Source organism: Thermodesulfobacteriota bacterium, from assembly GCA_040753795.1.
Lineage (GTDB): Bacteria > Desulfobacterota > Desulfobacteria > Desulfobacterales > Desulfosudaceae > JBFMDX01.
This window is the reverse complement of sequence record JBFMDX010000008.1, coordinates 116888-140776: the sequence shown is the minus strand read 5'-3', so window position 1 is coordinate 140776 and position 23889 is coordinate 116888. Positions and strand designations below refer to the sequence as shown.

26 protein-coding genes are annotated in these 23889 nt (G+C 56.3%); 7 read left to right on the top strand and 19 right to left on the bottom strand.

The window, feature by feature from the left end; genetic code table 11:
* Positions 1-5 precede the first annotated feature (5 nt).
* The 6 genes from AB1724_11470 to AB1724_11445 all read right to left on the bottom strand — a co-directional run bounded on the left by AB1724_11470 (position 6) and on the right by AB1724_11445 (position 3999).
* On the bottom strand, positions 6-440 hold the full coding sequence (locus tag AB1724_11470; GenBank protein MEW6078423.1) for a flavodoxin domain-containing protein: 435 nt from the start codon (positions 438-440) through the stop codon (positions 6-8).
* Positions 441-453: 13 nt separating this feature from the next.
* Positions 454-828, bottom strand: a complete 375-nt coding sequence (locus AB1724_11465; GenBank protein MEW6078422.1) for a desulfoferrodoxin — start codon at positions 826-828, stop codon at positions 454-456.
* A gap of 36 nt (positions 829-864) precedes the next feature.
* On the bottom strand, positions 865-1440 hold the full coding sequence (gene rbr, locus AB1724_11460) for a rubrerythrin (GenBank protein MEW6078421.1): 576 nt from the start codon (positions 1438-1440) through the stop codon (positions 865-867).
* Positions 1441-1472: 32 nt separating this feature from the next.
* Positions 1473-1745 carry a hypothetical protein gene (locus tag AB1724_11455; GenBank protein MEW6078420.1) on the bottom strand — a complete coding sequence of 91 codons (273 nt, stop codon included), beginning with the start codon at positions 1743-1745 and terminating at the stop codon, positions 1473-1475.
* 154 nt (positions 1746-1899) lie between these two features.
* Positions 1900-2727 (bottom strand): DUF3786 domain-containing protein, encoded by an 828-nt coding sequence (locus tag AB1724_11450; GenBank protein MEW6078419.1) that lies wholly within the window; start codon positions 2725-2727, stop codon positions 1900-1902.
* A gap of 15 nt (positions 2728-2742) precedes the next feature.
* A complete protein-coding gene (locus AB1724_11445) occupies positions 2743-3999 on the bottom strand; it encodes a tetratricopeptide repeat protein (protein ID MEW6078418.1) in 1257 nt (418 codons plus the stop codon).
* Positions 4000-4217: 218 nt separating this feature from the next.
* Between AB1724_11445 and AB1724_11440 the strand changes: the two genes are divergently transcribed.
* Together AB1724_11440 and AB1724_11435 are read left to right on the top strand one after the other, a co-directional pair.
* On the top strand, positions 4218-4679 hold the full coding sequence (locus AB1724_11440; GenBank protein MEW6078417.1) for a ferritin family protein: 462 nt from the start codon (positions 4218-4220) through the stop codon (positions 4677-4679).
* 88 nt (positions 4680-4767) lie between these two features.
* A complete protein-coding gene (locus AB1724_11435) occupies positions 4768-5358 on the top strand; it encodes a MarC family protein (protein MEW6078416.1) in 591 nt (196 codons plus the stop codon).
* A gap of 34 nt (positions 5359-5392) precedes the next feature.
* On the opposite strand, the gene AB1724_11430 is transcribed toward AB1724_11435, so the two are convergent.
* The 7 genes from AB1724_11430 to AB1724_11400 form a co-directional block, all read right to left on the bottom strand.
* On the bottom strand, positions 5393-5602 hold the full coding sequence (locus AB1724_11430) for a hypothetical protein (GenBank protein MEW6078415.1): 210 nt from the start codon (positions 5600-5602) through the stop codon (positions 5393-5395).
* A 92-nt stretch (positions 5603-5694) separates the two neighbouring features.
* A complete protein-coding gene (locus tag AB1724_11425; protein MEW6078414.1) occupies positions 5695-6279 on the bottom strand; it encodes a manganese efflux pump MntP family protein in 585 nt (194 codons plus the stop codon).
* Positions 6280-6291: 12 nt separating this feature from the next.
* Positions 6292-7146, bottom strand: a complete 855-nt coding sequence (locus AB1724_11420; GenBank protein ID MEW6078413.1) for an alpha/beta hydrolase — start codon at positions 7144-7146, stop codon at positions 6292-6294.
* Between the two features lie 23 nt (positions 7147-7169).
* The gene (gene fdhD, locus AB1724_11415) at positions 7170-7952 is read right to left on the bottom strand and encodes a formate dehydrogenase accessory sulfurtransferase FdhD (protein MEW6078412.1); all 783 of its coding nucleotides are present in this window, start codon (positions 7950-7952) and stop codon (positions 7170-7172) included.
* A 29-nt stretch (positions 7953-7981) separates the two neighbouring features.
* Positions 7982-8533, bottom strand: coding sequence for a type I restriction enzyme HsdR N-terminal domain-containing protein (locus tag AB1724_11410; protein MEW6078411.1), 552 nt, complete (start codon positions 8531-8533; stop codon positions 7982-7984).
* Positions 8534-8535: 2 nt separating this feature from the next.
* The gene (locus tag AB1724_11405; protein MEW6078410.1) at positions 8536-8925 is read right to left on the bottom strand and encodes a pyridoxamine 5'-phosphate oxidase family protein; all 390 of its coding nucleotides are present in this window, start codon (positions 8923-8925) and stop codon (positions 8536-8538) included.
* Between the two features lie 25 nt (positions 8926-8950).
* Positions 8951-10159, bottom strand: a complete 1209-nt coding sequence (locus tag AB1724_11400) for a class I SAM-dependent methyltransferase (protein MEW6078409.1) — start codon at positions 10157-10159, stop codon at positions 8951-8953.
* Positions 10160-10379: 220 nt separating this feature from the next.
* On the opposite strand from AB1724_11400, the gene budA reads away from it, so the two are divergent.
* Positions 10380-11156, top strand: a complete 777-nt coding sequence (gene budA, locus AB1724_11395; protein MEW6078408.1) for an acetolactate decarboxylase — start codon at positions 10380-10382, stop codon at positions 11154-11156.
* 11 nt (positions 11157-11167) lie between these two features.
* On the opposite strand, the gene AB1724_11390 is transcribed toward budA, so the two are convergent.
* The gene (locus AB1724_11390) at positions 11168-11512 is read right to left on the bottom strand and encodes a hypothetical protein (GenBank protein ID MEW6078407.1); all 345 of its coding nucleotides are present in this window, start codon (positions 11510-11512) and stop codon (positions 11168-11170) included.
* Positions 11513-11739: 227 nt separating this feature from the next.
* Here AB1724_11390 and msrB point away from each other — a divergent pair, with 227 nt between their 5' ends.
* Together msrB and AB1724_11380 are read left to right on the top strand one after the other, a co-directional pair.
* Complete coding sequence (msrB, locus tag AB1724_11385) at positions 11740-12828, top strand: peptide-methionine (R)-S-oxide reductase MsrB (protein MEW6078406.1); 1089 nt, start codon at positions 11740-11742, stop codon at positions 12826-12828.
* A gap of 90 nt (positions 12829-12918) precedes the next feature.
* Entirely contained in the window at positions 12919-14169 is a 1251-nt protein-coding gene (locus AB1724_11380; GenBank protein MEW6078405.1) for an NADH:flavin oxidoreductase/NADH oxidase family protein, read from the top strand.
* A gap of 51 nt (positions 14170-14220) precedes the next feature.
* On the opposite strand, the gene AB1724_11375 is transcribed toward AB1724_11380, so the two are convergent.
* Complete coding sequence (locus tag AB1724_11375; GenBank protein MEW6078404.1) at positions 14221-14910, bottom strand: hypothetical protein; 690 nt, start codon at positions 14908-14910, stop codon at positions 14221-14223.
* Positions 14911-15142: 232 nt separating this feature from the next.
* Between AB1724_11375 and AB1724_11370 the strand changes: the two genes are divergently transcribed.
* A complete protein-coding gene (locus tag AB1724_11370; GenBank protein ID MEW6078403.1) occupies positions 15143-16378 on the top strand; it encodes a radical SAM protein in 1236 nt (411 codons plus the stop codon).
* A gap of 180 nt (positions 16379-16558) precedes the next feature.
* Here AB1724_11370 and AB1724_11365 read toward each other — a convergent pair whose 3' ends face one another.
* The gene (locus tag AB1724_11365) at positions 16559-18061 is read right to left on the bottom strand and encodes a cache domain-containing protein (GenBank protein ID MEW6078402.1); all 1503 of its coding nucleotides are present in this window, start codon (positions 18059-18061) and stop codon (positions 16559-16561) included.
* Positions 18062-18186: 125 nt separating this feature from the next.
* On the opposite strand from AB1724_11365, the gene AB1724_11360 reads away from it, so the two are divergent.
* Positions 18187-19344: a DUF362 domain-containing protein gene (locus AB1724_11360; GenBank protein MEW6078401.1), complete on the top strand. Its 1158-nt coding sequence runs from the start codon at positions 18187-18189 to the stop codon at positions 19342-19344.
* Positions 19345-19376: 32 nt separating this feature from the next.
* On the opposite strand, the gene dnaE is transcribed toward AB1724_11360, so the two are convergent.
* From dnaE to AB1724_11345, 3 genes are all read right to left on the bottom strand, one after another.
* A complete protein-coding gene (dnaE, locus tag AB1724_11355; GenBank protein MEW6078400.1) occupies positions 19377-21749 on the bottom strand; it encodes a DNA polymerase III subunit alpha in 2373 nt (790 codons plus the stop codon).
* A 122-nt stretch (positions 21750-21871) separates the two neighbouring features.
* Positions 21872-22993 (bottom strand): hypothetical protein, encoded by a 1122-nt coding sequence (locus tag AB1724_11350; GenBank protein ID MEW6078399.1) that lies wholly within the window; start codon positions 22991-22993, stop codon positions 21872-21874.
* Positions 22994-23250: 257 nt separating this feature from the next.
* Complete coding sequence (locus AB1724_11345; protein ID MEW6078398.1) at positions 23251-23847, bottom strand: hypothetical protein; 597 nt, start codon at positions 23845-23847, stop codon at positions 23251-23253.
* Positions 23848-23889: the final 42 nt, after the last annotated feature.

Genomic DNA, 23889 nt, shown 5'->3' with positions numbered 1-23889 from the left:
CGGTTTCAGATAATTTTGGCGGCGATTTCCCGGCCGTAATCCTGGGCCATTTTCATGCCGCCTTGCAGCGAACTTGATTTCAGCATCAACGGACCGCCGACCATATCCATCTGGAAGATGTTTTTCATGGTCTCATAAATGCGTTCCGGCGCTTCACCGCTCCAGCCGAAAGCCCCGAAAGATCCGCCGGCCTTGCCGGCCAGGCCGGCTTTTTCGGCCAGGAACAGAAATGTCTTCATGCTGCCGGTCATTTCGCCGTGATAGGTCGGAGAGCCGAACACATAGGCGTCATAACCGGCCAGATCGCTTTCTTTCTTGATATCCCCGGCACTGGCGAGGGTCACGTCGACAGCGGCAAAGCGAAGCCCCTCGGCAATCAATTCCGCGATTTTCCGGGTTTCCTCTTTTCTGGTGGAGTATACAATTAATGCTTTGGGCATGAATAATTCCTTCCTATGCTTTCCAGAGGCCATGCAGATTGCAGTATTCCCTGGCCGTGATGGCGTCGGCGGTCACCTTGAACACCGCTTCCGGGGCCTGACCGGGTTTGAGGAACTGGATGCAGCTCTTGCCGTCGGCAATCACTTCCACCCACTGAATATAATGTTTTTCTTCCATGGGATGGGCGACACTGCCGACCTTGACCTTAACTCCGTCGGCGGTTTTCTCAATCACCGGCACATGCTTCTCTTTGGCCGCGTCAACGGTGTTTTCCTTGAGCAGGGTCATATCCTGACCGCAGCAGACCAGGGTTCCGTCACTGCCAAAGAGCACTTCCACAATATTTCCGCACAGACCACACTTGTAAACCTGAAAACGTTCAGCCATGATGTTTCCCTCCATTTTTTTATTGTTTATTTATAATTACCAGTTTTCTCCCAGCAGTTCAAAATACGCCTGAGGATGGGCGCAGGCCGGACACATTTCCGGAGCCGCTTTTCCCTCGTGGAGATAGCCGCAGTTGCGGCAGCGCCACACGGCGGCCTCGCTTTTTTTGAAGACGGTACCCTTGTCAATGTTCGCGGCCAGGTCCCGGTATCGTTTTTCATGCTGTTTTTCAGCCACGGCAATTTTTTCAAAGACGATGGCGACATCTTCAAATCCCTCCTGCCGCGCGATTTTGGCAAATCCGGGATACATGGAGGAGTGCTCATGATGCTCGCCGTCGGCGGCCGCTTTCAGGTTTTCCAGGGTGGTTCCGATTACGCCAGCCGGAAATGTTCCGCAAACCTCCAGGTCACCGCCCTCCAGGAACTTGAAGAACCGCTTGGCGTGCTCTTTTTCCTGATTGGCTGTTTCTTCAAAAATGTCGGCAATCTGGACATAACCGTCTTTTCTGGCCTGACCGGCAAAATAGGTGTAGCGGTTTCTCGCCTGGGATTCACCGGCAAACGAGAGCAGAAGATTTTTTTCCGTTTGAGTTCCTTTGAGTCTACCCATTTTTTCCTCCTTTTAAGTCGATCTGTTTCTGATTATTCTTTCCACCAGCCCTTTTTGATGTGTTCCCGCTTTTCCTTTTCGGCCAGGGCACGTATCCGGTAGGCCGAATCCAGCATGACGCCGTAAAGCACCCCGCAGCCACTGTCTTCCCGGTCGGCGTCACCTTTTTCGGCAAGGGCAATCATCTGGTTGGCGATCTCTATCGTCTGTTGGATGTTCTGATCACAGGGTTTCAATTGCTTTAATTCTCTGTCGGTTTTAATGTTGATGCCTTGGTCAGCAAGCCGGTTTCTGGCCGTTGACATTTTTAATCGCAAGATTCATTCAACATGCGTGCCAACGCCGACGCGTTTCCGACATTTCCTTTAAATAAAACAATAACAGTTGGTTATCCAACAGGAAGAACGGGCTTAACCCGCACCGGTTCCTGACGGGCCGGAAACCTGAAACATTATTGTATCAGACAGGCGGATCGCACAGCAACTGGCGCAGCCGTTCGCTTAAAAACATGATGGATTCAATGTCAAGATGCTGGGTGATGGTTTCGTCAAACAGAAGCCGGGCTTCAGGTTCGAAACCGTCATCCGGCTCCGCGTCCCAGAACATGAGCAGCAGCGGCACCCGGGGCAGGGCCTGAAAATAGATGGCCGCGTCGGCCGAGCCGATGTCGCCGGTTACGTTTTTCCCCCCCAGTCTTGCGGCCGCGGCCTGCAATTGATCAAGTTTGCCCGCGAACGCTTTTTTTAACGGTTCTTCCACATGACTTTTCATGGATTTGATTTTGGAAACCGTGTTGGGAATCTCCACCAGTCCTTTCCATTTTCCCGTCGGTTCGGCTCGCCCGCCCTGGGCCATGTGGTTGAGGATAAACACCTGCTCATAGTGGGTCAGGGACGTGCCGTCCTCCCGGGTAACGCCGTCCGTGATGATGAAGACAACATCATTAAAATAGGGAAGCGCCAGGGCCGGCTGCCCGTTTCGGTCCACCAGCCGGCCGCCGATGCGTTCCGGCAGGTCGCTGATCTTCATGGAGGCCGAACGCTGCCTGGCCCACTCCAGGGCGTCCCGGCCCATATCCCGGCGGGTCCATTTGCCGGCGGCGTACTGGGCCTGCAGCTCGGCCTGACAGGACGCTACCGTTTCCGCGGAAAGATGGGGGCACTTTTCCAGGGGAAGCTGCTCTGAAACCACCATGCTGGCAAAGGCCAGGCAAGTGGGAAACCCGCACTCCCCGCAGTTGGTCCGGGGTAATACATCGCGATAAAGGTCAAGAGCGGAAAGGGGCATGGTTTTTTCTTGTCTTCACCGGCCGGCAGACGGGCCGCCTGTTTGGAGAAACTCAATATTTTCCATGATCGCCCTGGTCTGGGGATGGTTGTCCCCCAGGGAAATACGACATACCTCCAGGGCCTTCTGGAAGTATTCCATGGCCCGTCCGTTGTCACCCTTGCCGTGACAGGCATAGCCGAGGTTATTGTAGGTCGCAATCAGATTGGGATGATTCGGCCCCAGGGACTTAAGGGTAATTTCCAGATCCTTCATATAGTATTCGATGGCCCGGTCAAACTCGCCTTTTCGACGATAGGCTTCCCCCATGTTGTTATAGGTCGCGGCGATATCCGGATGGTTTTCCCCCAGAAGTTGAATCTGAACCAGCCAGGCTTTCCGGTAGGCTTCGATGGCCAGGTCATACTCGCCGTTGCGGTGACGGGCCAGTCCCAGCCGGTTATAGTCGACGGCTATATCCGGGTGATTTTCTCCCCTGGCCGCCACATCTGCTTTCAGCGCTTTTTGATAATAATCAGCGGCCCGTCCGTATTCGCTTTTTTCTGAATAAACTTTTCCCAGCCAGGACCAGGCGTCCCCGTATTCCGGATCCAGGGTAACGGCTTTGATCAGGGAATCGGCGGCTTCATCGGGAATCCGGCCGGCCAGGGTCTGACGGCTGGCCAGGTCCAGGGCTCTGGTAAACCAGGCCACGGCGGAGAGCCTGTCGATGGCCTTCCGGAGTTTATCGCTGACGGCCCTTTTTTCTTCCGACCGGGCGCTTGTCAGTTGCCGGCTCTCCGCTTCCAAAGCGCTGACCGTATCCAGGAGATCGGACGCTTTTTTCTGGGTGTCCTGATACTTTTTCAGAAGATCCCTGTCGTTGAGAAAACGTTCCGCCTGCGCTTCCAATGTGGCCGGATTGATTTGCGTTTTAACGGTGATTTCGAAAACGAAGGACTGGTCAACGGCATAACTTTTCTGCAACACCGTTTCGATTTCAAGGATCGCGGCCGCCAGAGCCGGAACAGACTCCTTGGGAACCTTTTGTTTTTTTACAACGGCCAGATTTTCAATGTGGGGTCCGGCCTTGCCTAACACGTCCCGCCGGGCCTGGGCGGTGGCCACAATCCGGGCATCCTCGGCAAATTGAGTGTCCGCGAAAGGGTACCGTACCGTGCTGACGAATGTTGGCGTGTCCGCCTGAGCCCCGGCGGTCGCCGGGGACATCCAGCAGAGTATGGAAAAAAAGGTAAAAAGGGACTGAAGGCGCCGGCTGATTTTTGTCGTCATGGGAATAAGACCTTATTGATAAAAAAGATAACAATTTTTACCGTATTTTCGTGCTTCCGTCAAGGTCCAGTCCTCATATTTCTGACAAGCACCAGAGAATCTGTGCCAGCGGAAGGCAATCCCGGTTGCGCGGGGGCAGAAACCAAGCGTGGTTGACAGGGCAGGAAGGGATCACTATAATTTTTGGAAATCGCCTTAAAGCAGACAAGGGAGGTCACATGAGTAAACACGAATGCCGTTCGATGAAAGATGTCATTGCCTTTGCCATTGAGCGTGAAGAGGAGGCCCGTGATTTTTATCTTCAATGCCGGGACAGTATAAATAAAAAGGCGTTGCAGCCGTTTTTTCAGGAACTGGCTGATGAAGAGGAAAATCACCGCCAGTTGCTGCTGAAGCGGGATGTAAGCAACCTGAAAGATTTTGAGCCGGCGCAAGTTCAGAATCTTAAAATCAGCGACTTCATGGTGGACATCCCCTTTTCCGCGGGGATGGGTTACCAGGACGCCCTGACCCTGGCCATGAAAAAAGAGGAGAAGGCCCATGCCTTTTATTCGGCCTGGCAGAACCGCTGTTCCGACAGCGAAACTGCCAGACTTTTTGGCTTTCTGGCCGGAGAAGAGCTGAAGCACAAGCGAAAAATCGAAAATGTTTTTGACGACGATATTCTGAAGGATAATTAGGCAAGGCGGCCGTCCGGTGGGTTGGAGATACCCGCCGACCGGTGAACAACCTTATCCGCGGACCGTGATTTTCCAGGCGGGCAACAAAATGGACAATTTCTGGCTGTGCTTCGTGCCGCTGTTCGTGGCGGTGGACGCCATCGGCGTTCTGCCCATGTTTCTTTCACTGACCGAAGGGGTGGACAGCGACAGAAGCCGAACGGTCGTTTACCAGTCCGTCATCACGGCCATGGCCGTGGCCCTGGCCTTTCTGGCCTTCGGCCCGGCCCTGCTGCTTTTTCTGGGGATAACCGTTCCGGACTTCATGATCGCCGGCGGCTTGCTGCTGATCGTCTTCTCCTTGAGTGACCTGCTCCGCGGGGAAAAAGAGCAGCGCCGTCCGGACGTTCACAGCCTCGGCGTCGTACCCATCGGCGTCCCCCTGATTACCGGTCCCGCCGTGCTGGCCACCTGCATTCTTCTGGCCGGATTGTACGGCCGGCTGATTACCGCCGCGGCGCTGGTCGCCAATATCGCTATCGCGGGGTTTATCTTTTTAATGGCGCAACCCATCACGCGGATCCTGGGCCAGACCGGCACCAAGATCGTATCCAAGATTGCCAGCCTTCTGCTGACCGCCATCGCGGTGATGCTCATCCGCAAGGGTATCACGGAAATCGCGGCTAAAATGGTTCCCTGACGGCCGCTACACATCCGTAAGGCGGCCAGTCTGCCTATATGTCCAGCCACATGTCCGCTTCGTTGCCGCAATGCCGGCACACGCCGGTTCCCTTGACCTTGACCCCTTCGGGATGGGCCTCATGCCGGTGTTCGGTTTTTTTCTTTGCGGCAACCTCGATTTCGGCCAGAGAACAGGTCACTTCCATTTCCGATTCATTGCCGCAGTTTTTGCAGGTGCAGACCTGCTTCAAAATTTTCGTCATGTTATCCTCCCATGGTAATTGCGGGGCGACCCGCCGGTCGTTCGTAACACGTCCATCCCATATCGCAGGGGCACGGCGCGCTCCTGCCCTGTTTACCCAATTATTGCCGCCAGCTCTCCATGATCGTACAAAATTCGCAGGCCGATGGCGTACAAAACAAGACCGCCGATGATTTCCGCATAACGTTTCAGCCAGGCGATCCGTCCGGCCCGGCTGCCCAGAAGCATGCCGGAAAACGTAAACAGGCCGGCGGTCAGGCCGATGATCACGGCCGGGAACCAGACCGAGACGCCGATCAGCGACAGGCTCAATCCCACGGCCAGGGCGTCGATGCTGGTGGCCACCGAGAGTATCACCAGCCGCCACCCCCGGGTGGGGTCTGTTTTAATTTCGTCCTCATCCTCCTTGCCGAACGCCTGCCGCAGCATGCCGGCGCCGACCACGGCCAGAAGCAGAAAGGCCAGCCAGTGGTCGTATTGCTCGATCCAGCGGCGGACGGAAAGCCCGGCGCACCAGCCGACCACCGGCATCATGGCCTGAAACAGGCCGAAATGCCAGGAGAGGCGGAAAAACTGGCGGGCGCTGACCTGCTGAATACAGACACCGGCCGCTACGGACACGGCCAGGGCATCCATGGCCAGGGCTACGGCCAGGCCGATGATGGCAAGTAAACTCAACCCGGGGTCCTTTTACGCATCAAAGAACGCCTTCAGCAACCGGACCGACTCTCCGGGCTTTTCCATGGGGATCAGGTGGCCGGCTCCGGCAACGACCTGATGGCGGCCTTGCGGAAACTGTTCGGCGGCTTTTTCCAGATTGATGAATCCGCGGTTTTCCGAAAGTTCTCCTTCCAGAAGCAGCACCGGGCACCGGACCTGGGGCATGACCGGCCAGGGATCATAGTCCATGGATCCCATGAAGAGCGCCGCCTCCCGCTCCGGATGACAGGCCAGGGTAATACCGCCGTCATCGGCTTCCATGAATCCGTAATGCAGATACATGTCCAGCATCTCCTCGTCCCAGCGGGCAAACAGCGGCTTGGATTTCAAGTAGCTCCTGACCGACTGGCGGTCGTCCCAGGCGTTTCTGCGTTTGATGGATTTGCCCGCCAGGGGATGGTCCTCTACCCGCAGTTGCAGGCTGTATAATTCCTCCGGCAGGAAAATGGGTTCAAAAAGAACCATTTTTTCAGCCGACACCCCGAACCGGCCCGCGGCCAGGGTGATGACGGCGCCGCCCATGGAGTGGCCGACCATCCGCGGCGTCTGAAGGCCCAGGGTTTCGCAGAACCGGGCCAGATCTTCGGCGATCCGCAGCCAGCTCAACCCGCCCTGATGGGGATCGGAATGGCGGTGATCGCAGAAATAGGGAACAACGACCCGGTGGCCGGCGGCAAATTCCCGGGCAATGGGATGCCAGATCCAGGGCATGAAGCCGGTGGCGTGCAGAAAAATCATGGCCGGTCCCTGCCCGTCATAAAGCAGGTATTGAATCCGCGTATCATCGATGTCAACTGATTGCTGAACCGGTTTTATGTCCGTCATCTCAACTCCCGTGTGTGTTGAAATTAAATAATCCTTTCCGGTCCCGAAAAAACCAGCAGCCGGTTATCCTGAAAACAGATCAGCGTCATGTTGACTGTCAGGGCCAGGTCCACGGCCAGGGAGGTCGGCCGGGAAAACCCTGCCAGAATCTCCAGCCCGGCCCGGGCCGCCTTCTGAACCAGTTCGTAGCTCATCCGTGAGGACATGAGTCCCATGGCCGCGGCGTTAAGGCCCCGGTCCAGAAAAACCCGCCCGACCGCCTTGTCCAGGGCGTTATGCCGGCCGACGTCCTCGGCAAAGGCGAGAAGCCGGCCCTGAGCGTCCACGATAAGGGCGGCATGAGCGCCCCGGCTGGATTGATACAGCTTCTGGCTGGAAGCGAGCAGGTCCAGGGCCGCCATGATCTGTCCGCTTGAAAATCGAACATTGGCGGACAGCGGCCGGAGAATCTGCTGCATGTCCCGGACAACCTCCTTGCCGCAGATGCCGCAGCTGGTCTGGCTGACAAAGCCCTTGCGCGCCAGCAGGCCGTCAACAGCGGCGCGTCGCTCCGGGGTCAGCGTCACCGTGGCCACGTTGGTGCCTTCCTCGGCACAGAACCCGATGGTGGCGATATCCTCGGGCCGGTCGATCAGCCCTTCGGCCAGGCAGAACCCGGCCACATGACCGGTTTCGTCGCCGGGAGTGCGCATGACCACCGCATACGGCTGGCCGTCGATGCGGATGGAGAGGGGCTCCTCCACGATGAGGTCGGCCTGATCCGCGGCGCGGTCGCCGTTTTCCAGGCGGATCATGGGTCGGGTCATGGATTTATGTGGTTTTGGTTCATTCATTATTAACAACGACAGACATACTCGTCACACTCTTTTTCCGACAACACTTCCATACAGAAGAGAATCCGTCTCTCCTTGTCGATCCGGTCCGGGGAGAGGGTGTCAAATGTCAGCAAATCCATTTTTGTCAGGAGGTCCTGCTTTGAAGGGATGGCGTCCAGTCCCTCGGCGATCACCTTGCCGGTGCGGGTGTCCATGACATGAGCCTCCCGGCCGTTGGAAATGACAGTGCGGGGAATGACGTACGGCTCCAGCAGGCGGGCCGCGGCCAGGGCCGGCCGCTGCCGGGAGACAATGGCACCGGGACCGTAAATCACCGCCATCACCGCCCGGCCGTTCAAGCCAACGACAAAGTCAACCCGGACCGTGCCGGACTGCCCGTTGACGGTCAGGGGCAGGGTGGTTCCGACCGTGAGGTCGGCCCGGTCATAGCCTTTTTCATCCACCAGCATCCGGGCAATGGCCTGCCGGGCCCGTTCGTCGTGGGTGTCGACCATTGTCCGGCCGGTGACATAATCGGTCAGTTCGCCCAGAACCAGATGATGCCGTCCCACTATTACTCCTCTTCGACGCCCCCGATCAGCGGCAGCACTTTGGTTATCTTGAAGATCACCAGGAACTTATGGCCTTTTTCCGCGTCGCTTGCAGGAGAAAGGACACGCCGCTTGAGTTCATTGACGCGGGGCGTGTCCATTTCTTCGGAGAGTTTTTCAAGGTAAAGCCGCTTGCCGGTGTATCCCGGCCCGTCTTCTTTGAACAGGTAAGCGGCCCGGAAATTGCTTTGCAGATTGTCGTGGGTCAGTCGGTCCCGCATGATGAACCCGGCCGTGTTGTTTTCCATGATATGCGGCCGGGAGTAAATGGCCGCGTTGACATGGCCTTCACCGTCGGCTGTGGCCAGTACCCCCAGACCTTTTGTTTTTTCGAAATAATCAAGCAAATCCATCCATCGCTCCCTCTTCGATTACCGGTTATTTTCTGTATCCCCAGACCGCATAAACCGGATCGGACAGCGGTTGTTCGGGGTAATATTTGTCATCGGCCGGACGCGGGTAACCCCGCATGGACCACGTGTGTAACTTATCATATTTTCCGGATTGAAGGAAATATTCGGTAGCCAGCCCCAACCGTTCAAATTCATGACAGGTTGTCCAGAGGCTGATGGCCTTGGGCGGGAACCAGCGGTTGGAAAAGGTGACGATAAAAACGCCGCCGGGCGCCAGCACCCGGGCGACTTCGTCAAACACGGCCAGCGGTGAGATCAGGTATTCCACCGAAGCCGAACAGATCACGGCGCTAAAGGCGCCGTCGTCGTAAGGCAGTGTCGGATCGGCGTTCAAATCCCGGACCGTGTAATCGGCCAAGCGGGGGTTGGCCGCCAGTTCCTGCTCGTTCAGGCCCAGTCCGGTCACCCGGGAAAAGGCCATGTCCGCCGGCAGGTGGGAGTTCCATGAGCTCATCAGGTCCAGCACGGCGCCGCCCGGCGGCAGCAGGCGGGCGTATAATCCCGTGATCAGTTCCCGGGCCTTGGCGTCGAGATGATCCACCATCCGGGGTGTTTCATAAAACACCTTGTCCGGCCGGTTGTCCGGACGCTCAAACGGCGCGCCCGAAAAGAAGTCCGTGGGCCGGCCGTTCATACGGGCCTGCATGCCCGGACCACCGTCGCTGACGGTCTCTATCCAGTCAACGCAGGTGCCGCCCCGCTCGTCGATTTTATCGAAAATTTTATCGATGCGGACGGACAAGGCCACCTCCCGTCCGGCCAGGGGATGATTCAGATCGGCTTCAAACACGGTTCCGTCCGCAGGGCCGTACCGGAAAGGCGCCATGTTGTCGGGAAAAATATTCGCCACCCCGGACAGCGCCCCTTTGGGGTAAAACCGGCCGTAGCGGGGAACCAGCACGTTGTCGCGGAATTTGCGGTTAAAGCGGTCAAGCGGCAGGGTGACGACCTGGTTCGGATTGAAGGCCGGCAGGCTGCCGCCCGGAATTTTATCCAGCGTTATGGTGGCGCCGTTTTCCCGGCCGATCAGCGCGTCATAAAGGGGTTTAGGGAAGCAGTCCCGCCACATGTTCACCTTGCGGGCGAAATATCCGTCGGTGTGAGACACCTGACCATGATTCCATTTTAACGCAAACTGCATGGATGCTAAAGCATCGGTTGTAATCATATTCATCTTTCCCTCTTTCTGCCGTCTCTGAAAGAGACGTCCTTTTCATTATGTTTATGTTTATCGTCAAAACAAAAATAAGCACGAAGTGTGCCCGGGGAAAGGTCCGGATTAAAAACAACCGGGCTTTCTTTCGTCCGGGTCGCAACCGGTCCTGTCCTTGACAGAATCCGGCCGGCAACATAAAGATATGAGAAAAACGCTTAATTTAAGGATACCTCCGGTAATGAAACGTTACGCGGCCCTCCTGTTTGTCGGTTCGGTCCTGCTGACGGCGGCCTGCTCGTCGCTGCCTCCCCGGGACACCATCACGCAAACCTCCACCATCGACGCCCTGCTGGCCGGGGCCTATGACGGATCCATGACCTGCGACGATCTGCTTTCGCACGGCGACCTGGGCATCGGCACCTTTGACCGTCTGGACGGAGAAATGGTCCTGGCGGGCGGCCGGATTTACCAGGTCAAAGCCGACGGAAAGGTTTACACCCCGGACAAGACACTGACCACTCCTTTTGCCGCGGTCTGCGCTTTTTCCCCCGACCGCAAGGTCGCTTTTGACCAGGGGTCGGACTACGCGGCGGTTCAGCGGGTCCTGGATGAAGCGGTGCCTAACCCGAACCTGTTCTGCGCCGTCAGCATCAGGGGAATCTTTTCACGCATGCACACTCGCAGCGTACCCGCCCAGGAAAAGCCCTATCCGCCCCTTGCCGAGGTCACCAGTAATCAACCGGAGTTTCATCTGCAAGATATTCCCGGCCAGATTGTCGGGTTCCGCTGCCCGGTCTGGGTCAAGGGCATTAATGTGCCCGGATATCACCTGCATTTTATCAGCGACGACCGGACCGTCGGCGGCCACATTCTCGGTTTTGAAATGGCTGAAGGCCGGGGCGCGGTGGATATCTGCCACCGGCTGCTGCTCATTCTTCCCGGGGGGGATGAAATGTTCGGCGCCGCCGACCTTACCAGAGACCGCGCCGGGGAACTGGAGGCGGTGGAGAAATAAAAGGATTTATGTCAGGCAAAGTTCAGCACCATGCTGACGGGCGCCGCATAGGGCGTAAACGGCAGGCCCGCGGCCCGGGCCACATATTCCGGCGCGGCCAGGCCGGAGTCAAAGCGGGCATAATCCACAAAGGTTCGGCCGTCGATCATGACTTTCATGCCGGGCGCCGGCTCCTTCAGGGGAACCACTACATCAGCCGAACGGATTGGATCCGGCAGATCGGTCAACCCCATCCGCTCCGCCTCCCGACCGATATTCACCTCAAGATAATGGTTTCCCATGTCATTGATGCGGTCACTATATCTGTCACTTATGTTTCGGATAATTTCCGATATATTATTTTTTTCGTTCATCATGTCCTCCCTTTGGCTGACGATCCGTAAGAACGTTCTTGGCCGTCCGCAAACCTATTTTTTGTGGCTTTTCCCGTTTTTCTGATAAACGGTTGCGCCTTGTTTAAATGATAAGATGGAATCGCGGATATTCAAGGTATCCCCCCAGAGCCACGGCGCGCCGTGCCGCTACTTGCCGATTTGTAAAATGGCCTTATGTTTGAAAAATAAGGCATAAGGATAAAACAGCAATGAAACATAAAATAAAAACAACACTACTGATGGTGATCATGATGATGACGACTATAACCGGCGGCGACCATTACGCGGGCGCCGCGGCAGGCGATACCGGCAAAAAGACCGCTTCTCCCCTGGAAACCGCCACCTTTGCCGGCGGCTGTTTCTGGTGCATGGAGCCCCCCTTTCAGGCCCTGGAAGGGGTGACGGCGGTGATCTCCGGCTATATCGGCGGGCACCTGGCCGATCCGACCTACGAGGACGTCTGCTCGGGACGCAGCGGCCACCTGGAGGCGATTGAAGTGGAATACGACCCGGCGCGGATCCGCTATGAGGAATTGCTGAACGTCTTCTGGCGGCAGATTGACCCGACGGATGACGGCGGGTCCTTCGTGGACCGCGGCCCCCAGTACCGGTCGGCGATTTTTTTTCATGACGAGGGGCAGAAGGCCCTGGCCGAAGCCTCGAAAAAGGCGATTGACGACAGCGGCCGTTTTGACCGGCCGGTGACCACGGCCATCCTGCCCTACACCACCTTCTACCCGGCTGAGGCTTATCATCAGGATTACGCCAAAAAGAATCCGCTCCGGTACAAGGCCTACCGGGCCGGTTCCGGGCGGGACCGGTTTATCGCCGCCGCCTGGAAGGATCGGCCGGAGACGGGCGCCTACACCCGTCCGCCCGAGGATGAACTCAAAGAAAAACTGACCCCCATGCAGTACGCGGTGACGCGGAAGGATAAAACCGAGCCGCCTTTTGACAATCCCTACTGGAACAACAAGGCACCCGGCCTTTACGTGGACGTGGTGTCCGGCGAGCCCCTCTTTCTGTCTTCGGACAAGTTCGATTCCGGAACCGGCTGGCCCAGCTTTACCCGACCCGTAAAACCGGAAGCGGTGACGGAAAAAGAGGACCGCTCCCTGTTCATGAGGCGGGTGGAGGTCCGCAGCGCCGGGGCCGACTCTCATCTGGGCCACGTCTTTGACGATGGCCCGGCGCCCACGGGCCGGCGCTTTTGCATCAATTCCGCGGCCCTGAGATTTGTTCCCCTGGCGGATCTTGAAAAAGAGGGATATGAAGAATATAGAAAAGTGATTAAGTGATTACGTTTTAAGTGTTAAGTGATTAAGTGGTTAAGTGTTAAGTGGTTAGGGTTATAGCGTTTTAGGGCGGTTTGAAAAGGAAGGATTTTTATGAATAACAACCAATCACCCCGGGAACTGATCGGGCAACCGTTTACCCTGCCCTGCGGGCAGACCATAAAAAACCGGCTGATGAAATCGGCCATGTCCGAAGCCCTGGGCACGGCCGACAACCACATGACGCCCGGCCTGGTCACCCTTTACGACCGCTGGTCCCGAAGCGGAGCCGGTCTGCTGGTCACCGGCAATATCATGGTGGACCGGAGGGCCCTGGGCGAGCCGTACAACGTGGCCGTCGAGGACGAAGACGACATGGACCTGCTGCGGGCCTGGGCCCGGGCCGGGACACAGAACGGAACGCAGCTCTGGGCCCAGTTGAACCATCCCGGCAAACAGGTCCCCAAGGGGCTCAACTCCGAGGCCGTGGGACCGTCGGCCATTCCCTTTGAACCATCCCTTCGCCCCTTTTTCGAGACTCCCCGGGAACTGACGGACAAGGAAATCCAAAACATCATCGAGCGGTTCGGCCGGTCCGCGGAAATCCTGAAAAAAGCCGGGTTCACCGGCGTGCAGATCCACGCCGCCCACGGTTATCTGATCAGCCAGTTTCTCTCCCCGCGGCACAACCAGCGCGGCGACATCTGGGGCGGGAATCCGGAGAACCGCCGCCGGTTCGCGGTCGAGGTTTACCGCCGCGTCCGGGCCATTGTCGGTCCGGACTTTCCGGTGGCTTTCAAACTCAATTCAGCCGATTTTCAGCGGGGTGGTTTTACCGAGGAGGAGTCCCTGGCGGTCATTCAGACCCTGGTCGATGAGGGCGTGGATCTGGTGGAGATTTCCGGCGGCAATTACGAAGCCCCGGCCATGAGCGGCCGCCGGGCGCCGGACAGCACCCTGGCGCGGGAGGCCTATTTTCTGGAGTTTGCCGCCAATGTCCGATCCCTGATCAAGGTGCCCCTGGCGGTGACCGGCGGGTTTCGCACTGCCGGCGCCATGGCCGCGGCCCTGGCGGAAGGTCACCTGGACATGATCGGCCTGGCCCGGCCTTTGGCGGTGGACCCGGAGTACGGCACCAGAATTCTTGCCGGGCAACCCCCGACCGTGACTATCCGGCCCATCTCCACCGGCATCAAGGCCGTGGACCGCATGGCCCTGATGGAAGTGGCCTGGTACAGCCGCCAGCTCCGGCGCATGGCCAGCGGCCAAGACCCCGAGCCCAACGAGAGCGGCCTGGCCTCTTTTGTCAAAACCATCCTGACCAGCGGCTACCGCACCTTCAAGACCCGGCGTCTGCGGGCCTGATTGCCGGTATCGGTCATCTTTCGGCTATTCAAGCATTCCCGGGATCACCGGTTATTTCCCGGCGGCGGGTATCGGCATGTTTTTTATGGTTTCCCTGGCGCCGAACAGGGCCAGCTCCCCGGCCGTTAACCAGCGTCCGCCCTGTTTGATAAAATCACCAGCCTTAAAAAGATCATCCGACAGGGCCTGCTGCACCTTGTCAAAAGAGCCCTCCCAGATGGTGGCCCCCCGCGCCACGTCAATCAGATGCAGATCGAAAGCCACGGACGCCGGTTTTGCCGTTCCGATGGGGCCGCCGCTGCGCTCCGTGAACCGCCAGACATTGCCGACCAGCACATAGCCGGCATTCAAATCTTTTCCAAGCCGGATGGCCAGGTCCATGGGCGTGACCTCGTCCAGTTTACCGGCCTGCGTATTATATGAAGCGGCGGCTTTTTCCTGGTCAATGACGCGGCCTGCGTACCGCTCGGCCATGGCCTTCTGCAGGGTGGCGGTCATTGTACTTTCCGCCCCGTCCGCCAGTCTTTCCGCCTCGGTGCAGATCCGGCCCAGGGGACAGATCATCAGGGTGGGGGCTTTGTCGGGCTTTTTGCCCTTGAAAACCGGCATGACCGCGATCTGGCGGATCTGCCGGACCTCCGAGGTCTCTTCGGCGTTGATCAAACCGCAGGATAGGGCAGCAAGACTAAAACTCACCACGGCCACGATAAATATCAGACGGCGGAAACGTTTCGGCATCATGTCAACTCTCCTTTCTTCTTTATCCCTATTTATCCTTAGCGGGGCGGAAAAATCAATACCCGTATTTTCTTGCCTTTCCCCTGTTTGGGGGATATGAAAAAGCTCATCGCCTTATCGGGCAAAGGCGTCATCCGCTGCCGGACTTGTCTGGGGAGGCTTCCGGAAAACGCGATCAGGGTCCGTGCCGCATGGTCTCCGCCCTGATCATGATCTGTTATGATGAAGAGAGCATTTGAACGCCGACAAAAACAAGGTCCTGCTGCTGTATCCGGGTTCCGGTGGGGAAGCCTACGACCTCATTCCCCTGTCGCTGCTGTATATTGCCCAGCCCCTCCTTGACGCGGGCATGGAAGTGGAAATTATTGACCAGCGGATGGAAAAAGATTTTTACGACCGGGTGAGGCAGCGCCTCACCCCGGACCTGATCTGCGTCGGGATCAGTTGCATGACCGGTCCCCAGATCTCCCCGGTCATCAACATCTGCGAACGGGTCAGGAAAGCGGCCGACGTGCCGATCGTGCTGGGCGGCCCCCACCCCTCTCTTTTCCCGGAGCAGACGCTGGCCTGCCCGCTCATCGACTATGTCGTCCTGGGCCGGGGCGAGGAGCCTTTTTTAAACCTTGTCCGCGCGCTGAAGGAGGGGGGGCCGGTGGAGGGAATCAATCATATCGGTTTCCGCAGCAGCGGCAGGACGCGCGTCAACCGGGGGACTGTTTCCAGGCCCGGACACCATGCCATTCCCTATCACCTTCTCTCCCGTTACCCCGCCTCCACGACCATTCCGATTATCTCTTCCTGGGGCTGTCCTTTTCACTGCACCTTCTGCGTGGAAAAAGTGCTGCATCCCGACTTTTATCAGCTTCCCGCCGGCGATGTTCTGAAGATGATCGAGGAGGCCCTGCTTCTTCAGCCGCGCTTCATCAGCTTTTTCGACGACAACTTCCTCCTGGATATCCGGCGGATTGTGACGATCTTTTCCCTGTGCCGGGAAAAGGGCCTCGCTTTCCAGTGGATCTGCACGGGTAGAGTCGACATGGCCCTGAAGCTGGATGACCAAACCCTGCGGTTCCTGAAAGACAGCGGACTGGTTGCCATTTTCTGCGGGATCGAGTCCGGATCTCCGGAAATGCTCAAGCTGATCAACAAGGGCATAACCCCGGAAATGGCCATCCGGCTGAACCTTAAACTGAAGGAGGCGGACATTATCCCTCAATACAGTTTCATGGCCGGGTTCCCGGGGGAAACAAAAGCCGATTTTCAACAGACACTGGACCTGATTCAGCGCCTGAAAACGGATAATCCCCGGGCCGTCATCTGGAAGCTGAATCAGTATACGCCTTACCCGGGCACGGCCATGTATGAGCTGGCCGTTCAAAGGGGGTACCGGACGCCCCGGAAACTGGAAGAGTGGAGCGAGGCCTACTTTTATTCCCGGGAGTTCGTCGCGCCGTATGACGTCCGCTTGTGACCCGGAAAAAGGGAAAAGCACCTGAAGCCATCATTGCTGATCATCGGCGGCAGTTATTTGGCCGGCCGTTACAACTACGCGCCTCGGGCGCAGCCTGGGTTTTGAGTATACCGATTTTACCGATGGCATGCGTCAAACCTGGCAGTGGTATACGGGCGGCGAACCGAAGGCGGAATAGGACTACATCGCTTGTTTGAGGCGTTCCTGCAGCGAAGGGTTTTTTGAAGCGCGGTCCAGATAATAGGTATTGTCCTTCATTTTCCAGTTCACCAGAACCTCGCCTCCCAGCTCCTCGCTCTTGACGTTGGCGTGGGCGGCATCCGGATTTTGCATCAGCCTGATCTGCGACAGGAAATACCCGTGTTCCAGCAGCCGGCCAACCATGTTGTAAAACGCCTTCCTGCTGGGCGAAACCATACAGAACTCCAGGTCGTTTTTTTCGGCCGCCTTTATTTCCAGGTACTCCACTTTTTTCAGGATATGGGCGATCAGATCGGTTCTGTTTTCACCATAGACCTTATCATAGGTGCTGATATGGGCGAGGTAAGTGAATTTGCCGGGATACTTCAACACAAAAGCCGCGCAGGTGGAAACCCCGTAGGTGTAAAGGGTCCGTGGCTGATCGGTTCTCCTGAACTCATCCATATCCACCTCAAGCCCGTCATCAAAACCAAATTCCACTGGTTCATGTCCGGAGGGTTGGTTGAGATTGAGACGGTCCATCGCCTGCCGCAACTTTTCCGGGTACTGCCGGAAATAATCCGTGAATATTTCCGCTTCATCCATTTTGGCGATGATCAGCCAGCGGCTGTCCAGAAAATCAAAGGTTTCAAACGAACTGGCAACGCGCTTGCCCCGGTAGTCGACCACTTCCTTGCGTCCTTTGCCGGCGGCAAATTTACTGGAAATGTTTTCGTCCGGCAGGTGCTCCTTTAAAATAGTGGATTCGGCGTTGAAACGGGAGTCGGTCAGCATATAATGTTCACGATTGACCAGGAAAATCTCTCCGGTGGCACCGATGTCCTGCTCCTGGCTGAAGAGATCGTTTATCTTCGTCACGGCAAACTGAAGCACGATCCAGCCCTGGAAACCGTTGTTATCCTGAACTGGCTCGATAAAAAAGGCCGACGGTTCACCGGAAATCTCATAGAACTGAAAATCGACGAAGGACTCGGCGGGAGCGGCCGTCATTTTTTTGGAGAGCGCCGTATCTTTCAGTTGTCCGTTGAAAATATTCTTCTGTAAGTCATTCTGCCTGCGGATAGTGAAGAAAACATCACCCTGCGGGTTGATGAACAAAATATCATAAAAACCCTGATAATGAAGGATATAATGCTCGTTAAATTTTTTCTCCAGCAATTCGGTGTTCCGGATCGCCTGCGGCGTCAGCTGGCCGGTTCCTTTCAGCGCCTGAAAGGCCATGATAATTTTAAAAAAATCCGTGACAAACGCGTCTTGAGTGATTTGGTTGGCCTTGGTCTGAACATCGGACACATAGGAAATCAACTTGCCCTTCATGCTTTGAATCGCCGCGTCCAGATGAAGATATCTGGATTCTTTGTACTCGGCGTAGCTTTTTTCCCGGGGAGCAACCGGCGCCTGGCATGCAAACAGCAGCGCCAGGAACAGGCAAAGAAAAGGCCTGCGGCGCAGGGGGATGCGATATGTCCGGTTACTGTACATTCAGGAAATGTACGGCAGGGGCGAGATGAAAGGCAAGGACAAAAGCGGTCTTGTGTCGGCACTGTTTTTGTCGTAATCTGACCCCGGTTATGGCTTTCAGCTTTTTTTGACAGGGAGGAATCCATATGGCGCGCGTTTCGCTGATGCAATGCAGCGGTTATGTCAGCACCGATATCAAGGATGTGCTGGAGCAGAGCCTGGTCAATATCGGGTTTGACACGGACCGGTTTAAAAACGCCCGGGTGGCCGTCAACCCCAACCTGCTGATGCCGTCGCCTCCGGAAAAGGCGATCATCACCCACCCGGAATTTTTCCGGGCCGCTGTCCAGTTGGTCAAACAATATGGCGGCCGGCCGGTCCTGATTGAATCACCGGCCTTTCATTCCCTGGACCGCACCATCCGCAAGACCGGCTATCATGACATCGTCACCACCGAAGGGGTGGCAGTGGCCGACCCCCAGCAGACCCGGGCGCTTCATTACGAAGGGGCCAAATCATTTAAGAGCATCGATGTCGCCGCCGCTTTTTTTGACGCCGACCTGATCGTTAACCTGCCCAAGTTCAAGACCCACGGCCTGACCTATGTCACCGGCGCGGTCAAGAACCTGTTCGGCGCCATCCCCGGCCTGCAGAAATCCAAGATGCATGTCAAACTGCCCAATGCCGAGGCGTTCGCGGAATTCCTGCTGGATCTTTACGGGGCCATGCAGTTCGGGTTTGATCCCCCCAAAACCGTGCTGACCCTCATGGACGCCATTGTCTGCCAGGAGGGTGAAGGCCCGGGCACTTCGGGAACGCCCAAAATCATGAACGCCGTCCTCGCCGGCCTGGACGCGGTGGCCGTGGACTGGGTGGCCGTCAGGACCGCCGGCCTGGACCCGGACAAGGCCTACACCGTGCGCCTGGGGTTTGGCCGCGATTTCGGCGTCAATGGTCCCGGAGACATCGAAATCAAGGGCCGCCGGCCTGAAGACATGAGAGTCAAACCGTTCCAGCCATCCCGGGGCACCTTCATGTCCAACATGGTGCGCTGGCCGGTCACATCAAAACGGTTCCGCAACCTGTTCATCGACCACCCCCTGCCCCGGCCCGATCACTGCACCCTCTGCTATCAGTGCCATAAAATCTGCCCGGCCGGCGCCATTGCCCGGGCGGACGAGGGGGGAAAAACGCCGGTTTACGATTACAACAAGTGCATCCGCTGCTATTGCTGCATGGAAATCTGCCCGGAAGCGGCCATCGTCAAGAAGAAAGGCAGCCTGCAGTGGATGCTGCGCATGTAAAGGGTGTGGCCGGTACAGACCCATATCCCGTTTTATAGTTGCGCCATGAACTCATCCCTGAAATGCGCTTTTAAATACGCTGACTGGTACGCGATCAGAGCGTAAGCGGTGCTGTGGGACTTATGGAAACCGTAACCGGCAAAAAATTCGAGCTGTTCATACAGTTCTCGCGCAGTGTCTTCGGCTGTACCCCCAGTCGTCAGGCCATTGATAAAGAACCGTCGAAAAGCCTCCATCTCCTTTACTATTTTTTTCCCCACGGCTCTGCGAAAACTGTCCGACTGCTCCGGAGAAAAGCCAGCCAGATCCTGGACGATCCGCATGATCTGTTCCTGATATAAAGGAAGGCCATAGGTCTCTTTCAGGAATGGCTCCAGCCCCGGAACAGGATAGGCAACTTCTTTGCGGCCATGCTTCCGATCGATAAAATCATCAATCACCCCGTCTTCCAGGGGCCCCGGCCGGTATAAACCGATCAGCGTGACAATATCCGAAAAAGCATCCGGTTTCATTTTTATCAAAAGTTCCCTTATCCCTGCGGCTGCCAGTTGAAAAACACCGTCGGTGTCACCCCGGCCAAGAAGCTGGAACGTCTGTTCATCGGCCATATCGAGTTGGCACATATCCGGCGGGGTTTTCCCCTGTTCTTTTATCAATGCCAGGGTATCGTTTATGATTGTCAGGTGGCGCAGCCCCAGCAGGTCCAGTATGATCAGCCCCATGGACTCCACCTGCCAGGCAGTAAACTGGGTGGCAACTTTTCCCCTGATAATGGAAAGGGGTATAGTCCTGGTCAACGGTTGATCTCCGACAACGATACCAGCCTGATGAATGGCGGGATGACGGGGAAGCCCCTCCAGCTTTCGAACCGCCTGCTTGAGTGTTTCACCGTGATCCGAACAGCCGTCCATCTGCTTTTCTAAGGTCGGGACTTGGGCCAGGGCATCGGCCAGATCTCTGGCCTGGGGCGGTATCAACCGGATAATTGTTTCTGCTTTTTTCTTTGAAACAGACAGAACCCGGGCCACTTCTCGCACACAGTGCCTGGTTTTCATGGCGCCAAATGTGATGATGTGCGAGGCACGATGTTGGAGAAAATCGCCGGCATTGTATGTATCCAGAAGGTGTTGGACAACCTTCTCCCGCCCCCTAATGCAGACATCCAGGTCAATATCCGGCATGACCGGACGCAGAGAGTTGAAGAACCGCTCAAACAGAAGACCGTGCGCGACAGGATCAATGGCGGTTATGCCCAGGCAGTAACAGGCCAGACACCCGGGCGTGGCCCCCCGGCCCGGACCAATAGGAATGTTGTTGTCCATGGCAAAATCGACAATCTCCGCTACCAGCAGGAAATATCCGGCTATGCCTGCCTGCTGTATTTTGGCAAGTTCATGATCCAGCCGCGCCCGGTAGATGTTTTCGTCGATATGGGCTTCCTGATGCCGTCTTTGCGCCAGCCTGACCTCTAATCCCTGCCCGGCTTTTTCTTTCAAAACACCAATGGCACTGCGGCCGGCTTTCGCTTCCAGACGGGTCCGGGGCAGATGATAGGTTGTAAAATCAAACTCGACATTGCACCGTTCGGCAATGGCCACGGTATTTTCCGCGGCCCCCGGAAAACCAGCCAGCATAGAAATCATCTTTCCGGCTGATTTTACATAAAGCTGATCGCTTGCCACCCGCGGGCGGTCCGGATCATCGATTGTTTTATCGGCCTTTTGGCAGAGCAGAATTTCAAGAAACCGGCTGTCGCCGGGGTTAAGATAGCGGCAGCAATTGGTGCCGACCATGGGAATCGACAGATCACGGCTCATTTCACGCAGGGCCTGATTGACTTCCGCCTGGCCGGCCAGGCCGGTGTTCTGGATTTCCAGGTAAAAGCTGTCTTCCCCGAAGACTTCCTTATAATATCGCGCCGCTGCCCAGGCTGCGCTAAAGGTGCCCTCCTGTACCAGCCTGGCAATATCGCTTTGCATGCCGCCGGAAAGACAGATCAGGCCCCGGCTGTATTGCTGCAGCACGTCGCTGTCCACACGCGGCTGCTGATAGAATCCGGAAACAGCGGCAAACGTCGCGATGCAACACAGGTTGCCATAGCCCTCCATATTTTCCGCCAGTAGCGTCAGATGGGTGACCTCCCGGCAACGGGCCAGGGTATTGTCCGCCATGGTTCGCGGCGCCAGATAACAGTCGCACCCGATAATCGGCTTGATCCCGGCCCTGACCATGGTCCGATAAAAATCCATGACCCCGTACATGACCCCGTCGTCGGTAATGGCCACGGCCTTCATGCCCATTTCGCGCACCCGCTCAACCAGATCCTCGATGCGAATGATACTGCCGAACAGGCTGTATTCGGTATGAACGTTCAAATGAACAAAATTCGGTTGTTCAGAAATCACGATTTTCTCCCCTGTTATCCATGCCACGCTTTGATGGCCGGACAATACATTGCCCTGCTGATGCTTCGACAAGCCAGAATTACATTCTCCTCAACACATCAGCAGGTTGAGTTCCCCGGGGCTCAACAACCATAGATAACGGCCTGCAAACCATCCATTCCAATCCGGGGATTTATAGCGTACGTCCACAGGAATTCAGTTGACAGATTGTCGGGCAGTGCCTCGTAAAGCGGATCCCTTGCTGCCTCCAATTCATAAAACGGAAGATCGTAAAGGGATATTGGCGTCAAAAGCTCAGTTGGCACATTTTTGGGCAGTGCCTTGTAAAGCGTATCGCTTGCTGCCTCCAATTCATAAAACGAAAGATCGTAAGGGGCTATCAGAGCCAAAAGCACGCCCTTGAAAAGCATGGATCTTTTTCGGGCGGACAGATAGCGCCAGGCGGAGGAGACAGCTGTTTCAGCTCGCTTCTTTCCCCAGCCCCAACCAATACCAAACGATAATTCTTTGGCCCCTGACATCATCAGCTTAATGTTGGCTAAATCCAGTCCCCCAAGTACTCCTTGACTACACAAAGCCTGGCTTATGCCTGAAACAGCAGCAGCCATAAGTATGTCAACACTCTGTGCTGAAACAACATTGCCGTCGCTACCTGTGTTTGAAATGTTGTCGTTTGATACGGTGATGACACAATCACCGGCCCGGCGCCATGCTTCAAGCCGTTGTTCAGCGAGCAGCTTTTTCCCGGTACTTACGGGATCGGACGGCATTGATACGACCGATAAGGTAAACTTCCCCATTTTTTTACCGATGTCCGATATAACCGGAACGACGTCAGCCGTTGTATGCTCTTCTAATCCGGCTATGATAAAAACAAGCTGGCTGTGATTTATAATGTCGCTGAGTTCACAAAATTGTTCCTTCGTGAAGGCGGGTATTGACCTTATGGGCTCGCTGCCGTGCGACTCTACTAAAATATACTCGATGGTGTCATCAATTCGGCCGTACTCTTCGAAAAGCCTTAAAACAGTATGCAGGCCGGCCCGGCCCACGCCAAAGGCCTTTATCGTTGCTCCGTTAGGGCTACTCTCGGTTTTGCACGGCAGACGCCTTATCGTTAAACCGCCGTTAATCTCTGGTTCTGCTGAAACGATGGCACCGGTCGATAAGGGTAAAATCATTCCCGCGCCCAATGCCATCCGCCGCATAAATTCGCGTCGGGAAAATAATGATGGTTTCTTCATCGTTAAGCCCCTCCGTATTCTTACATTGTCATTCACCTACGTTTTTCCTCGTCATCCCCTGGTTTGTCTTCTTGTCATCCCCCGGCTTCTCACTTTGTCATCTTCCGGCCACTTTTCCTGGGCACCCCGACCCTTTTCCTCGTCATTCCCTGTGCCCACTCCGGCCCTTTTCTCGTCATCCTCCGGCCACTTTTCCTCGTCATCCCCCGGCTTGACCGGGGGATCCAGAATCGCCCGATCAGGACGTCTGCGCCCCCCTACAGCGGTATATCGTCGTCCTCGTCCTCATCCTCATCATCTTCTTCGTCTTCATCCTCTTCTGCTTCCCGTATTTCGGCCAGGGTTTTTTCCGCCTGCCGGGCCACATCCGGGTCATCGTCCTCGGTCAGATCCTCCAGCACCTGAACCGGCGTGTCCGTGTTTTCGGCCAGGGCAAACCGCACGCCCGGGTCCTTCTGGCCGGCCAGCTTTTCGCACAACCAGTCTTTTTCACAGACTTCGTAAACCTCCGTAAAATACTCCAGGTCCCTGGCCATCGTGCTCAACAGCTCGCAGTCGCCGGTGGCAAGGTATGCTTCCATATCCCTGCGGGTCATGTGCTTTCTGGCGTGCCTGGAGTCAATGACCGCCCGCATGACTTCCAGCGATGAATCCTCGATCAGCATCCGCACCGTCAGCCTGGCCAAATGCTCTTTATCGACCAGGTTGACCAGCAGCGCGCTGGACTCCGATTTGGCCAACTCATGAAAAATGTCGCTGTTCTCAGGCGCGTCCTCCAGCCAGAATGCGATCTCTTCCAACCCTTTGTGGCCCAGGGTGATTTCATAATTGTTAATCATCAGTTTCGCGTTCATTTGCCTTCCTCCTTGTTTCGTCTATGCCCTTCCGTTGATTGG

Bases quoted from the DNA above. Each gene is read 5' to 3' on its own strand.
- msrB (MEW6078406.1), top strand. From the start codon at position 11,740: ATGAAACATAAAATAAAAACAACACTACTGATGGTGATCATGATGATG.
- AB1724_11465 (MEW6078422.1), bottom strand. From the start codon at position 828: ATGGCTGAACGTTTTCAGGTTTACAAGTGTGGTCTGTGCGGAAATATT.
- AB1724_11430 (MEW6078415.1), bottom strand. From the start codon at position 5,602: ATGACGAAAATTTTGAAGCAGGTCTGCACCTGCAAAAACTGCGGCAAT.
- AB1724_11405 (MEW6078410.1), bottom strand. From the start codon at position 8,925: ATGGATTTGCTTGATTATTTCGAAAAAACAAAAGGTCTGGGGGTACTG.
- AB1724_11360 (MEW6078401.1), top strand. From the start codon at position 18,187: ATGGCGCGCGTTTCGCTGATGCAATGCAGCGGTTATGTCAGCACCGAT.
- AB1724_11420 (MEW6078413.1), bottom strand. From the start codon at position 7,146: ATGACGGACATAAAACCGGTTCAGCAATCAGTTGACATCGATGATACG.
- AB1724_11470 (MEW6078423.1), bottom strand. From the start codon at position 440: ATGCCCAAAGCATTAATTGTATACTCCACCAGAAAAGAGGAAACCCGG.
- AB1724_11435 (MEW6078416.1), top strand. From the start codon at position 4,768: ATGGACAATTTCTGGCTGTGCTTCGTGCCGCTGTTCGTGGCGGTGGAC.
- AB1724_11450 (MEW6078419.1), bottom strand. From the start codon at position 2,727: ATGCCCCTTTCCGCTCTTGACCTTTATCGCGATGTATTACCCCGGACC.
- AB1724_11440 (MEW6078417.1), top strand. From the start codon at position 4,218: ATGAGTAAACACGAATGCCGTTCGATGAAAGATGTCATTGCCTTTGCC.
- rbr (MEW6078421.1), bottom strand. From the start codon at position 1,440: ATGGGTAGACTCAAAGGAACTCAAACGGAAAAAAATCTTCTGCTCTCG.
- AB1724_11390 (MEW6078407.1), bottom strand. From the start codon at position 11,512: ATGATGAACGAAAAAAATAATATATCGGAAATTATCCGAAACATAAGT.
- AB1724_11365 (MEW6078402.1), bottom strand. From the start codon at position 18,061: ATGTACAGTAACCGGACATATCGCATCCCCCTGCGCCGCAGGCCTTTT.
- AB1724_11380 (MEW6078405.1), top strand. From the start codon at position 12,919: ATGAATAACAACCAATCACCCCGGGAACTGATCGGGCAACCGTTTACC.
- budA (MEW6078408.1), top strand. From the start codon at position 10,380: ATGAAACGTTACGCGGCCCTCCTGTTTGTCGGTTCGGTCCTGCTGACG.
- AB1724_11345 (MEW6078398.1), bottom strand. From the start codon at position 23,847: ATGAACGCGAAACTGATGATTAACAATTATGAAATCACCCTGGGCCAC.
- fdhD (MEW6078412.1), bottom strand. From the start codon at position 7,952: ATGACCCGACCCATGATCCGCCTGGAAAACGGCGACCGCGCCGCGGAT.
- AB1724_11455 (MEW6078420.1), bottom strand. From the start codon at position 1,745: ATGTCAACGGCCAGAAACCGGCTTGCTGACCAAGGCATCAACATTAAA.
- AB1724_11375 (MEW6078404.1), bottom strand. From the start codon at position 14,910: ATGATGCCGAAACGTTTCCGCCGTCTGATATTTATCGTGGCCGTGGTG.
- AB1724_11400 (MEW6078409.1), bottom strand. From the start codon at position 10,159: ATGAATATGATTACAACCGATGCTTTAGCATCCATGCAGTTTGCGTTA.
- AB1724_11350 (MEW6078399.1), bottom strand. From the start codon at position 22,993: ATGAAGAAACCATCATTATTTTCCCGACGCGAATTTATGCGGCGGATG.
- AB1724_11445 (MEW6078418.1), bottom strand. From the start codon at position 3,999: ATGACGACAAAAATCAGCCGGCGCCTTCAGTCCCTTTTTACCTTTTTT.